Here is a 13,367-nt window from a genome sequence, read left to right on the forward strand (position 1 = left end):
TGGGCGTTGCCTTACAGGCCGGGCTTTTCGCTATATCTTTTTCACCGAACTTCGCTTCGCTACGTGCCGTTAAAAAAGGATGCCGCTGCAATCCCTAACGCATTTATTTCAATCTAATTTCTTATTCTTTTATTCAAGAATTCGTAACCAAATCTTGAGCAGCTAAATTAAATGTAGCTTGATGCTTGTCTACACTTTTCCGCGACTCTAAGACCGATGATTCTTTCCAGACCTCTAAGGTTCTAAAAACCTTGCAGGTCTACCGAGTTTTCTTCCAGACCTCACAGGTTTTTAAAACCTGTGAGGTCTTTATTTCTTAATACTTCACTCTAACTTCTCAAACCTAATCTGCAATATTCGGATTAAGCCATTTCTCTGCTTTTTCGAATGATATTCCTTTTCTTTCCGCAAAATCTTTTACCTGGTCTTCTTTTATTTTTCCGAGTCCGAAATAACGGGCTTCCGGATTTGCAAAGTAATAACCACTTACACTCGCGGCCGGCCACATGGCAAGACTTTCGGTTAATTTCACGCCTATTCTTTCTTCAACTTTTAACAGCTCCCAAATACTCAGCTTTTCCAGGTGATCGGGACAGGCCGGGTATCCCGGTGCCGGTCTTATTCCTTTATACGTTTCTTTTATTAATTCTTCATTAGAAAGATTTTCATCTGGAGCATAACCCCAATCTTCAGTTCGAACCTGCTTATGAAGATATTCTGCAAAAGCTTCAGCCAGACGGTCGGCAAGGGCTTTGATCATGATAGAATTGTAGTCATCATGATCCTTTTCAAATTGTGCCGCCAAATCACTGGTTCCAAACCCTGTGCTTACGCAAAAGAATCCCAGATAATCCTGAACCCCGCTTTCCTTTGGCGCGATAAAATCTGCAAGGGCGAAATTTGGCTTTTCCCCATGCTTCTTAAGTTGTTGCCTTAAAGTGCGAAAAAGCATCGTTTTCTCTTCGGAATCTTCCTGAAATATGACTTCAATATCATCGCTATTGACTGTATTTGCTTCAAAAAGTCCGAATACTGCTTTGGCTTTCAGCAGTTTTTCATCAAGGATCCTGTTTAGCATGTGTTTTGCATCTTCAAATAGAATACTCGCCTGCTCCCCTACTTTTTCATCTTTCAGAATATCCGGATATCGGCCGTGCAAATCCCAGCTTCTAAAAAACGGACTCCAGTCGATATATTTAACAAGTTTCCTTATGTCGAAACCGTCAATAACCTGGATCCCTGGTTTATTCGGTTTTTTAATGGAAGTATTTTTCCATTCAATTTTATATTTATTCCGGCGGGCCTGCGGCAGGTTCAGAAAGCTCTTTACCTTACCTCGCTTTTTGAAGTTAGCCCGGAATTTATCATACTCTTCTTTAAGATCGCTCTTATATTTTTCCCGCGTACTTTCCTTCAACAAGTCACCTACCACCGTTACAGCCCGCGAAGCATCATTTACATGCGCTACTGCATAATTATATTGAGGATCTATTTTCACGGCGGTATGCGCCTTAGAAGTAGTGGCACCACCAATCAATAAAGGCACTTCAAAGTTCTGACGCTGCATTTCTTTCGCAAGGAAAACCATTTCATCCAGCGAAGGTGTGATTAAACCACTAAGCCCAATCGCATCCACATTTTCAGCCTTAGCAGTTTCAATAATCTTTTCTGAAGGTACCATCACCCCCAAATCTATAATTTCGTAGTTATTACACCCCAAAACAACGCTTACGATATTTTTACCAATATCGTGTACGTCCCCCTTTACAGTTGCCATAAGCACCTTCCCTGCCGATTGCCGTTTCTGCGATTTATCAGCTTCAATATAAGGGAGCAGATAAGCAACCGCTTTTTTCATTACCCGGGCAGATTTTACCACTTGCGGCAGGAACATTTTTCCGCTTCCGAACAAATCTCCAACCACATTCATCCCAATCATCAAATGACCTTCAATAACTTCTATAGGTTTATCTGCTTCCTGCCGGGCTTCTTCGATATCATCGAGAATATAAGCATCTATTCCTTTTACCAGGGCATGGGTAATCCTGTCCTGCAACGGCTTTTCCCTCCAGGAAAGATCTACCTTGCTTTCACGTTTTGTACCTACAACATTTTCTGCAAAATCCAGCATGCGCTCGGTTGCATCTTCTCTTCTGTCCAGAATTACGTCTTCTACATGCTCCAGTAAATCTTTCGGAATATTGTCGTAAACATCCAGAAGTGCAGGGTTTACAATTCCCATGTTCATTCCTGCCTTTATGGCGTGATATAAGAAAACAGAATGCATCGCCTCCCTTACAGGATCATTTCCCCGGAAGGAGAAAGAAACATTACTTACCCCACCACTAACACTGCAGTGCGGAAGGTTTTCTCTAACCCAGCGTGTTCCCTCAATAAAATCTATTGCGTTACGCTTGTGCTCGTCCATTCCCGTTCCAACAGGAAAAATATTTAAATCGAAGATGATATCTTCCGGAGGAAACTTTACTTTATTAACCAGAATATCATAGGATCTTTTGGCAATCTCCACCCGGCGTTCATAATTATCGGCCTGTCCTACTTCATCAAAAGCCATGACGATTACCGCAGCACCGTAACGTTTTATCTTTCTGGCGTGGGTTACGAACTCCTCCTCGCCTTCTTTTAAGCTAATGGAATTCACTACACATTTTCCCTGCACCACCTGAAGTCCCGCCTCTATAATTTCCCATTTTGAACTGTCTATCATGATAGGAACACGGGCAATATCGGGCTCTGCAACTACCAGGTTCAGGAATTTCACCATGGCTTCTTTTCCATCAATAAGACCATCATCCATGTTGATATCTATGATCTGTGCACCGCCGTCTACCTGATCTCTTGCAACTTCCAGGGCTTCATCAAACTTTTCTTCTTTAATAAGCCGCAGGAACTTCTTTGAACCTGCAACATTAGTACGCTCTCCAACATTCACAAAATTGCTGTCGGGAGTAATCACTAAAGGCTCAAGGCCAGAGAGTTTTAAAGGTCTAATTTCTGACATGGAGATTATATGCTTTCTGTATATTGAATCTTGGTTGGAATTTCCCTCGGCTGGTAATTTTTAACAATTTCAGCAATAGCTCTAATATGTTTTGGAGTAGTACCACAGCAACCGCCAATGATGTTCACCAGCCGCTTTTCCAGGTATTCATTTATCTGATTTGCCATTTCTTCAGCATCCTGATCGTATTCGCCAAATGCATTAGGTAATCCGGCATTGGGATAAGCCGACACTCCGGAACTTGCATACCTGTTTAGAACTTCAAGATGCGGAGTAAGCTGTTTGGCGCCAAGAGCACAGTTAAAGCCGATACTTAAAAGTGGAATATGGGAAACCGAAATAAGAAAAGCTTCAGCAGTTTGTCCGGAAAGGGTTCTCCCCGAGGCATCTGTAATAGTTCCGCTAATCATTACCGGAACATCTACGTTTAATTCCTCCTTAAGTTCATCTATGGCAAACAAGGCTGCCTTTGCGTTAAGAGTATCAAATACCGTTTCCACAAGCAGAATGTCCACTCCGCCATCTATTAATGCCTGTGCCTGTTGCCGGTAAGCCACTTTTAGCTCTTCAAAGGAAATAGCCCTGTATCCGGGGTCATTCACATCCGGAGACATACTTGCGGTTTTATTTGTAGGACCAATCGCCCCGGCCACAAAGCGTGGCTTTTCAGGATTTTCTGCAGTAAGTGCTGTAGCAACTTCTTTGGCAATACGGGCAGACTCATAGTTCATCTCATACACCAGTTCTTCCATCTGATAATCTGCCATAGCAATGGTGGTACCTGAGAAGGTATTGGTTTCCACAATATCGGCCCCCGCAAGGAAATACTTGCGGTGGATTTCGGCAATTGCCTCCGGTTGCGTTAAAGAAAGTAAATCATTATTCCCCTGTAAGGAAACAGGCCAGTCCTTAAAACGGTCTCCACGGAAATCTTCTTCAGAAAATTTATATTCCTGAAGCATGGTACCCATGGCGCCATCTAAAACCAGAATTTTTTGAGAAATGAGATCTTCTATTCTTGACATTCTATTTTATTTCAAAATATTATCAAAAAAGAAGAAGGAAAGTGTTCTTTTGTTATCTATCCAAGCCGTTTCCGGAGTGGTAGAACGTAGCACCTTCTCCCATTACAGGAGGGTTGCCAAGGCTTCAGCGGGTCTAATCCCTCAACCTTTCTTGATAACGATGTTTACATTTATGAACTTATGTAGCAAATATAAGGCTAAGGCCTGAATTTACAAGAGATTTGAACAAAAAGTTAAAAGGTAAAGAAGAAAATAATAAAAGAGCCAAAACCTGGTTGAATATCTCTCCATTCCCTTACCTATTTAACTCTTTTCCATTTTTATTTTATTAAGAAATGAGCTTTTCGTTTAAATTAACTTCATAACTTATTTCTGCAGCTTTTTCAAGCATTTTTGATACTGAACAATACTTCTCCATAGAGAGACTCACTGCCCTTTTTGCCTTTGCTTCCGGAATGTCTCCCTTCAGCATAAAATTAAGATGGATTTTCTTGAAAACATTCGGAATTGCTCCATCTTCCCGGAATCCTTCAACTTCCACCTGAAGGTCATCCAGTTCTAAATGTTGTTTTTTCAGAATCATCACCACATCTATGCTACTGCAACCGGCAATACCCCTTAATAAGAGGTCCATAGGGCTTGAACCTTGTGGATTTTCTTCAGATTTATTGTCTAAATGAACAATGTCACCACGTTCGTTCTTTGTTTCGAAGTGGTAATTGTTGTTAAGCCTTTTTAAATTGATTTTCATAAAACCGGAATTTCACCCAAAGTTATAATTTCTCTGCATTCAAGCCAATTTAAAGCCCCCCTAAAAATGCCAATTATCGACCTGCTGTTTTCTTTCAGATCCTGCGGAATTTTTCAGAATTCAGCAAAGCAGGAGAAGCAAAAACCTGTGAGACTTTTATATCTCACAGGTTCAAAAAAATACTTCAGGGTATAATTTAACCTATACTTTGTACTACTTCTTTTTTAGCTTCTTTTTTACTTCCGTCGAAGCCTTGAACCCCACCAACGGTTGTATATTTCAGGATATATTTCTTATCCGGAAAAATTCTTGCGTAAGCACTCTGACACATGATCGCAGCTTCGTGAAAACCGGAAAGAATCAGCTTTAATTTTCCTTTATAAGTATTCACATCTCCAATTGCGTAAACTCCGGGAATATTGGTTTGATAATCATAAGAGTTGTCAACTTTAATCGCATTCTTCTCGATTTCCAGCCCCCAGTCTCCGATAGGACCAAGTTTTGGTGACAATCCGAATAGCGGAATAAACTCATCCACTTCTTTAAATTCCTCTCCCCTTGCGGTATCTTTATGGCGTATCACTACTTTCTCCAGTTTGCCTTCCCCTCTTAGTCCAACAACTTCAGCATTAGTGATCATCTCGATTTTTCCAAGTTTTGCAAGTTCAGAAACACGCTCTACACTATCCAATGCTCCACGGAATTCACGTCTCCTGTGAACCAGTGAAACTTCGGCCGCAACATCTGCAAGATAAATTGCCCAGTCTAAGGCAGAATCTCCTCCACCTGCAATAACAACCTTTTTATCGCGGTAAACTTCCGGGTCTTTAATAAAATAAGAAACACCTTTATCCTCGTAATCGGCGATATTTTCAATAGGCGGTTTTCTTGGCTCAAAAGAACCTAAACCACCTGCTATTGCCACTACAGGGGCATGGTGCTTTGTACCTTTGTTAGTAGTTACAATAAAAGTCCCGTCATCCAGTTTCTCCAGAGTTTCTGCACGCTCACCCAGTGTAAATCCAGGTTCGAAAGGTTTTATCTGCTCCATAAGATTTCCTACTAAATCCCCGGCTAAGATTTCCGGAAATGCAGGAATATCATAGATAGGTTTTTTAGGATATATTTCAGAACATTGCCCGCCCGGCTGTGGCAGGGCATCTATAAGGTGTGTTTTTAGCTTTAATAGTCCCGCCTCAAAAACGGTAAACAATCCGGTTGGGCCGGCTCCTATAATCAGGATATCTGTCTTAATCATTTTTATTTTTTTTTACTTTTAATGATTCGGTTATTGTATTCATCTGTTCCACCTTGGCTTCAAAATCACCTTTAATGGATTTTCTGTACTCATTTAAATTTTCCACCATCTGATTCACATTCTCTGGAATCACTTCTTCAAAAAATTCTCTGAGACGCTTTGCGGTAGTAGGTGATTTTCCATTGGTGGAAATGGCAATTTTCACATGACCTTTATTTACAATTCCTCCCATATAAAAATCGCAAAGATCGGGTGTATCTGCAATGTTAGCAAGCAAATAACGCTTCTTTGCATCTCTATGAACCCGCTTATTAAGCTTCGCATCATTAGTTGCTGCGATTACCACATGTCGCTTTTTTAAATACTTTCTCCTGTACCTGCCTTTGGTCATTTTCACACCAAATTTCTTTGCTAGTTCTGCTGTCTCCGGCAGAAACTTTTTCGCGACAACTTCAACATTTGCATTCGGACTGGATTTTAGTAAAAAATATAGTTTTTCATGACCTACATTTCCTCCTCCAACAACCAGAATATTTAGTTGATTGACCTTTAAAAAAACAGGATATAATTCGTTTCGTTCTTCCATAATATTATTTTGAACTATTATGTCCGGGAATAGTCTCGAGGTTTTGAAAAACTGATTGTAATTTGTTTCTCTCCTTTACCACTTCTCCAATCACAATTATCGACGGGGCAGTTAATCCCTTTTCAGAAACTACTTTTTCTATAGTCGTAATAGTTCCGAAACCTGACTTTTCATTTACTGTCGTCCCGTTTTGAATTACTCCTACCGGCATATCGCTTTTCCCGAAGTGACTGAAAATCTCAACAATTTCAGCCAGTTTGCTCATTCCCATTAAGATTACAACAGTTGCCGTAGATTGTGCCGCCAGGCGTACATCATCAGACAACTTCTTTTGCGTGGTGGTACCGGTTATCACCCAAAAACTTTCTGAAGTTCCACGTTGTGTAAGCGGTATACCTACGCCTGCCGGAACAGATATCGCTGAAGTAATTCCGGAAACCATTCCAGTCTCCAGGCCTTTGCTTTTCGCATAATTAATCTCTTCAGAACCTCTTCCAAAGACAAAAGGATCCCCTCCTTTAAGCCTCACTACATGACCACGCTCCAATGCATATTTTACAATCAGCTCGTTTATTTCATCTTGGGAGTAACGATGTTTATCTTTGCGTTTCCCCACAAATATATGCTCTGCATGTGGAGCATATTCCAGTAGCTCACGATTAATCAGCGCATCGTATAAAACAACATTGGCCGACTCAAGCGCTTTAACTGCTTTGATCGTGATTAGTTCCGGATCTCCCGGCCCCGCTCCTACTACTGTTAATTTGGGTGATTTATGCATGTTGTACCTCCCTTGTTCTATATGCATCTACCCTCTTCAGGAATAAAGATGCATCTTCTAAATATTTGATGGCAAAAGCTTCCGAAGGTTCATTTTCGTTCATTTGATAAGCAAATTCTTTAAAAGAAGTGGAAAGCTCTATTTTTCCTGTTTCCACAAAAAGCTCATCGAATTGTGAAATGATTCCTGCCTGGGTATTTGTCTTTACGTCTTCAGCAATTAATAAAGCTTTAGCCGAATTTACAATAGACGTATAGGCATGGTAAATACTATCTGCCCAATCTCCTCTTTCCAGTGCACTTTTTGCATTATCAATTTTCTCTTCACTTTCAAATAGAAGCGTTGCAATAAGATCGATTACCACACCGGCACACTCACCAACTCCAACTGCTTTAATATAAGGTTTTTCATGCCCCCAATCTACATACTCATCTTCAGAAAAATTAGACGTATCCGCAATATCTTTTAATAAATCGTAGAAATACGTTTTACCCTGGCGATCATAATACTCTATAAATCGTTCTTCTGGAGTTGAGTTTGCTTCGTAATCATCCAAAATAAGTCGGAAAGCTGCAGGTCCACGCTTACTTGGCACTTTAACCACCTTGTCTGCAAAACGTCCGTTTCCATCTCCTAAAGTTCCTCCACCAAGTAAAATCTGAAGTGCCGGTGCTACCGTTTTTCCAATTTTGATCGACATTCCCTGAAAGCCAATTTCAGCCATATTATGCTGGCCACAAGCATTCATACAACCACTTATTTTAATGGTAATATCCCGTCCATTAATAAACTGCGGATATTCTTCTTTTAAAACATCTTCCAGCACATCTGCAATTCCTGTACTACTTGCGATCCCAAGATTACAGGTATCTGTTCCCGGACAGGCCGTAATATCTACTGTTTTGTCGTAACCGGTTTCAGCATATCCCAGTTGCTTTAATTCTGAATAAAAGAACGGAAGAAACTCCTCACGCACGTGACGGATTAGAATATCCTGCCTCAGTGTTAATCGAATTTCATTTCCGGCATATTTCTTCACTAAATCTGCCAATATCCTTGCTCCGCCGGTATAAAAATCCCCCAGCGGTACACGAATACCTACAGCAAATAATCCCTCCTGTTTCTGCGGAAGTACATTCGTACTTTTCCAAACTTCAAAATTTTTCTGATCTTCAATTTCTACTAAAGGAACCTCTACATCCTGTAAAGGCGGTGCTGCTTCGAATTTTTCAATTTGAATAGCCGGTTCTTTTTTAGATAGCGCAGTAGTCTGTTCTGCCACCAATTCCATAAAAGCATCTTTCCCTAAATCCTTCACAAGATATTTCATTCTTGCCTTCATTCTCTTTGCCCGTTCACCATAACGATCAAAAACACGCAATACGCCTTCTGTAAGGGAAATGATCTTATCTGCTTCTATAAATTCATAAAGCACATCTGCATGTCTTGGCTGAGAACCTAAACCACCACCAAGCATCACTTTAAATCCGCGTTTTCCATCTTTCATTTTGGCGATAAAGCCTAAATCATGCAGGTAACTTAATGCAGTATCCTCGTCTGAAGAAGAGAAAGACATTTTAAATTTCCTTCCCATTTCCTGGCAGATAGGATTCCGTAGAAAGAACTGAAAAGTAGCATGAGCATAAGGAGAAACATCAAAAGGTTCCTTTGGATCTATCCCTGCAGTTGGAGAAGCTGTTACATTTCTTACGGTATTCCCACAGGCTTCACGCAAAGTAATATCATCTTTTTCCAATTGCGCCCAAAGTTCCGGCGTACGATCAAGGCTTACGTAGTGAATCTGAATATCCTGGCGGGTAGTTATATGCAATCTACCTCTGGAATACTCATCAGAAACATCTGCAATCCTGTGTAATTGCTCTGAAGTAACTCTTCCAAACGGAAGTTTTATACGAACCATTTGCACGCCTGCCTGTCTTTGGCCATAAACACCACGAGCCAGACGCAAACTCCTGAATTTTTCTTCATCGGCTTTCCCTTCACGGAACAACCTGATTCTTTTTTCCAAATCAATAATGTCGTTCTCAACAACAGGATTCTCTATTTCGGTTCTAAAACTTTGCATAATATTGAAATTTAATTTAACACCTGAAAAACAGCTGCTTAATAAAAAAGGCTCTTCTTAGTTTTTACGCTTAAAAGAACCATTTATAATTGAATGTTATAAAATAGACTTCTAAGTGTTTGCTGTACAACGCATGCACATATACATAGAGGACGATGGTTTTTTAGTTTTCATTATCTTACTTTATAAAGCCAACTCCAGAAGTGGTATTTGTTTGTGTATCCACAAGAATAAAACGTCCGTTTGCTTTATTTTTTTCGAAATTATCTGCAAAAATTGACTTACTTAATTTAATAGAAACTTCGCCAATCTCATTTAATTGAAGCGATGAAGCTTCCCTCATCCCACCAAAATTGGTAGAAATATGACCTTCAATTTTGTCAATTTTCGCTAATATTCCATTGGTGTTATGCTGAAGTACATATTTACTTCCCGGTGTAAGGGGTTTCCCGTCCATCCAGCAAATAGTGGCATTCAACTGTTTTGACTCCTCCGGAACTTCTGAGGATTTAACCAGGGTATTTCCGCGCGCCACGTTAATATCATCTGCCAAAGTTATGGTCACAGAGCTTCCTGCCGGTGCTTCTTCAAACTTCTCATCAAAAAAGAAAATTTCCTTTATAGTTGAAGTTGTTAAAGAAGGAAGTACAGTTACCTCATCTCCCACTTTAAGACTGTTTCCGGTAATTTTTCCTGCATAGCCTCTGAAATCATGATGATCATCGGTTTTAGGACGGATTACTGTTTGTACAGCAAAACGTGCCTGCGAAGTCTCCTGAAAATCTTCAGCTTTTACATTCTCCAGGTGCTCAAGAACGGTTTCACCATCATACCAGGGCATGGCCGTAGATTTTTCAGCTATATTCTCTCCCCAAAGAGCACTCACCGGAATAAAAGTCAATTTTTGTTCTTTAAAATCACTCTCTTCCTGAAGTTTCCTGAAATCTTCAACGATATCATTAAAAACTTCTTCAGAATAATTTACAAGGTCCATCTTATTTACTGCCACCACAACCTCTTTTACCCGAAGTAAATTATTGATGAAAAAGTGGCGATACGTCTGCTCGATCACTCCTTTTCTTGCATCAATTAGAATTATTGAAGCTTGGGAAGTTGAAGCTCCTGTGACCATATTACGGGTATACTCAACATGGCCGGGAGTATCGGCGATAATGTAACTTTTCTTCTTTGTAGAAAAATAAATATGCGCAACATCTATAGTGATCCCCTGCTCGCGCTCTGCCACCAATCCATCTGTAGCTAAAGAGAAATCCAGGTAATCCAGCCCTTTTTTACGACTACTCTTATCGATTGCCTCAATTTTATCTGAGGTAAGGGATTGTGTATCGTAAAGTAATCTCCCAATAAGAGTACTTTTTCCATCGTCTACACTACCCGCTGTTGCTATTTTTAAAACTTCCATTTTTTTAAAATCGTTTAATTCTGTTGTTTAATCAGGCAAGGCTTTCTTCGGAATATGGTTATTAAAAATAACCCTGCTGCTTCCTAGTTTCCATCGCGGCTTCAGAACGTTTGTCGTCTATTCTTGCACCGCGTTCAGAAATAGAAGACTCTCTGATTTCCTGAATTATTTTCTGAATTGTATCAGCTTTAGATTCCACAGCTGCTGTACACGTGATATCTCCCACAGTTCTAAATCTAACACTGCGCTTTTCGGTAACCTCATCTTCATCTTTATAAACAAATTCTGAAGCAGTCCAGATAAGTCCATCCCTTTCAAAAATCTCACGCTCATGCGCAAAATATATTGACGGAATTTCAATTTTTTCATGATCGATATAATTCCATACATCAAGCTCTGTCCAGTTAGAAATCGGAAAAACCCTTACATTCTGTCCAATTTCAATCCTTCCGTTTAGCATATCAAATACTTCAGGACGCTGATTTTTTTCATCCCACTCACCAAAATCATTTCTTACCGAGAAAATTCTCTCTTTCGCCCTGGCTTTCTCTTCATCTCTTCTCGCCCCGCCAATACAAGCATCAAATTTAAATTCTTCTATAGCATCTAATAATGTATTGGTTTGCAATCCATTTCGGCTTGAATACTTACCTTTTTCCTCTATGGATTTTCCATTATCTATATCATCCTGTACATGACGAACAATGAGCTGAAGCCCTAATTCCTTTACCAGCCTATCCCTAAATTCTATAGTTTCGGGAAAGTTGTGACCGGTATCTATATGCATTAATGGAAATGGAATTTTTGCAGGATGAAACGCCTTTTGAGCGAGCCGAACCAAAGTAATGGAGTCTTTCCCGCCGGAAAAGAGCAATACCGGATTTTCGAACTGTGCCACCACCTCTCTAAAAATGTAGATGGCTTCGCTTTCTAAGGTATTTTGATTTAATATCGAATTCATGTATAATTTTTTTAAGCGTGCAAACCACACTCTCTGTTCGCTAAAACTTTTGTAGGATCAAAATATTTAAATTCATTTGAAAGGCCATGCTCCTCAAGATAAGCATCCAGCTTCTCGTCGCTCCAATGATAAAACGGACTAACTTTTAACATTCCGTCTTTGCTGTAACTAAGAATATCTATACTATCTCTAAAGGAAGTCTGCCCTTTTCGCAGGTTAGTAAACCACACGTCTGGTTGTTGTTGTTTCATAGCCCTCTGGAAAGGTTCAAGTTTTACCTGCTTTGTAAACTCTTCATGCTGAGGAGAGTTAACATCAGGAATTCCACCAAAAAACGCATCCCTGTAGGCAGCCGTTTCCTTAGGCGTATAAAGTTTCACATTAAGCTGAAGTGTATCTATTACTTCTCTTGCATGTTTATACGTCTGCGGAGTATTATATCCGGTATCACACCAAATTACTTTTACAGCAGGATCTATTTTTGAACATACATGAAGAATAGCTGCCTCGTAAGGTCGAAAATTAGTGGTTACCACAGGTTTTTCAGCATTTGAAATAACCCATTGAACAATTTCAGCCGGAGTAATTCCTTTTAATTGCTGATTAAGCACTTTTAGTTCTTGTTCGCTATACTTTTTCATAACTATTCCTTTCCAAAGTTTATCTTATTCCAGATCCTTTCATGACCAAAATAAAGTATCATTTTTGTTACCAATTCTACAGACCCAATAGCCATGGCGGTTTCTATCTCACCGGTTAATATCCACGATATTGCTATAGTATCCATTGTCCCCACGATTCTCCAGCTGACGGTTTTTGCAATACTACGGAGTGGCTTTTCTGCAGTCCTGTCTTTTTTAAAAGTTGTTTTCGTCTTGGTCTGATCAAGAAACATAAGCATAGTATTCTTTTTATTCTCTATTACCCTATCGGGTTACTAGGTTATACTGCAAATGTAAACTTCATTTTCTATTGCTCCAATTAAATAGGCATCTAATTTACAGTATTTAACATTATATTTTGGTTCCTCCTACTCCTTTACAGCTAAATCTGCCAAAGTATTATCCCCCAGCACTTTCAATGTACTGTCCCTAACCTGGATCATAAGGGAATGAACAGAACAGGTTTCCTCGCTGGGACAATCTGAACACTTCTCATAGTAATTTAGGCTTACGCAGGGAACCATTGCTATTGGCCCTTCCAGAACCCTTATAACAGAAGTCATTTTAATTTCTTCCGGCTCTTTTATAAGATAATAGCCACCACCTTTACCTTTCTTAGCTCCCAGAAAGCCTGATTTTCGCAATTCAAGCAGAATACTTTCCAAAAATTTCTGAGAAATATTCTGACTACGCGCAATTTCTGCGGTCTGCACCGGATTCCTTTCCGGTTGTTTAGCCATAAATGCCAATGCTTTTATACCGTATTTTGTCTTTTTTGAAAGCATAATGTAAAGATAGGCAAATTTAGAAAG

The 13,367-nt window shown here is 39.8% G+C and carries 12 protein-coding genes and 1 riboswitch; all 12 genes read right to left on the reverse strand.

All coding sequences use genetic code 11. The annotated features are described in order from the left end of the window. Positions 1 to 343: 343 nt before the first annotated feature. Positions 344 to 3,022, reverse strand: coding sequence for a methionine synthase (gene metH / locus RM549_RS04965; protein WP_311682393.1), 2,679 nt, complete (start codon positions 3,020 to 3,022; stop codon positions 344 to 346). Positions 3,023 to 3,027: 5 nt separating this feature from the next. Next, positions 3,028 to 4,047, reverse strand: a complete 1,020-nt coding sequence (locus tag RM549_RS04970; protein WP_311682410.1) for a homocysteine S-methyltransferase family protein — start codon at positions 4,045 to 4,047, stop codon at positions 3,028 to 3,030. Positions 4,048 to 4,096: 49 nt separating this feature from the next. Beyond that, a riboswitch (SAM riboswitch) is annotated at positions 4,097 to 4,208 on the reverse strand. A 167-nt stretch (positions 4,209 to 4,375) separates the two neighbouring features. Continuing rightward, positions 4,376 to 4,798 carry an OsmC family protein gene (locus RM549_RS04975; protein ID WP_311682413.1) on the reverse strand — a complete coding sequence of 141 codons (423 nt, stop codon included), beginning with the start codon at positions 4,796 to 4,798 and terminating at the stop codon, positions 4,376 to 4,378. 196 nt (positions 4,799 to 4,994) lie between these two features. After that, complete coding sequence (locus RM549_RS04980) at positions 4,995 to 6,056, reverse strand: NAD(P)/FAD-dependent oxidoreductase (protein WP_311682415.1); 1,062 nt, start codon at positions 6,054 to 6,056, stop codon at positions 4,995 to 4,997. Next, positions 6,049 to 6,642, reverse strand: a complete 594-nt coding sequence (locus tag RM549_RS04985) for a precorrin-2 dehydrogenase/sirohydrochlorin ferrochelatase family protein (RefSeq protein ID WP_311682417.1) — start codon at positions 6,640 to 6,642, stop codon at positions 6,049 to 6,051. Before RM549_RS04985 ends, RM549_RS04980 begins: the two co-directional genes overlap by 8 nt. 4 nt (positions 6,643 to 6,646) lie before the next feature. Beyond that, positions 6,647 to 7,423, reverse strand: a complete 777-nt coding sequence (gene cobA, locus RM549_RS04990) for a uroporphyrinogen-III C-methyltransferase (RefSeq protein WP_311682419.1) — start codon at positions 7,421 to 7,423, stop codon at positions 6,647 to 6,649. Next, positions 7,416 to 9,509 (reverse strand): HEPN domain-containing protein, encoded by a 2,094-nt coding sequence (locus RM549_RS04995; protein ID WP_311682420.1) that lies wholly within the window; start codon positions 9,507 to 9,509, stop codon positions 7,416 to 7,418. Before RM549_RS04995 ends, cobA begins: the two co-directional genes overlap by 8 nt. 178 nt (positions 9,510 to 9,687) lie before the next feature. Further along, positions 9,688 to 10,932, reverse strand: coding sequence for a sulfate adenylyltransferase subunit 1 (locus RM549_RS05000; protein WP_311682423.1), 1,245 nt, complete (start codon positions 10,930 to 10,932; stop codon positions 9,688 to 9,690). 61 nt (positions 10,933 to 10,993) lie between these two features. Beyond that, a complete protein-coding gene (gene cysD, locus RM549_RS05005) occupies positions 10,994 to 11,893 on the reverse strand; it encodes a sulfate adenylyltransferase subunit CysD (RefSeq protein ID WP_311682425.1) in 900 nt (299 codons plus the stop codon). A gap of 11 nt (positions 11,894 to 11,904) precedes the next feature. After that, on the reverse strand, positions 11,905 to 12,534 hold the full coding sequence (locus tag RM549_RS05010; RefSeq protein ID WP_311682428.1) for a phosphoadenosine phosphosulfate reductase domain-containing protein: 630 nt from the start codon (positions 12,532 to 12,534) through the stop codon (positions 11,905 to 11,907). 2 nt (positions 12,535 to 12,536) lie between these two features. Next, positions 12,537 to 12,794, reverse strand: coding sequence for a DUF2061 domain-containing protein (locus tag RM549_RS05015; RefSeq protein ID WP_311682430.1), 258 nt, complete (start codon positions 12,792 to 12,794; stop codon positions 12,537 to 12,539). A 129-nt stretch (positions 12,795 to 12,923) separates the two neighbouring features. Continuing rightward, complete coding sequence (locus tag RM549_RS05020; protein WP_311682433.1) at positions 12,924 to 13,340, reverse strand: RrF2 family transcriptional regulator; 417 nt, start codon at positions 13,338 to 13,340, stop codon at positions 12,924 to 12,926. Between the last annotated feature and the right edge of the window lie 27 nt (positions 13,341 to 13,367).

The sequence above is a fragment of the Autumnicola patrickiae genome, from assembly GCF_031846525.1.
Classification (GTDB): Bacteria; Bacteroidota; Bacteroidia; order Flavobacteriales; family Flavobacteriaceae; genus Autumnicola; species Autumnicola patrickiae.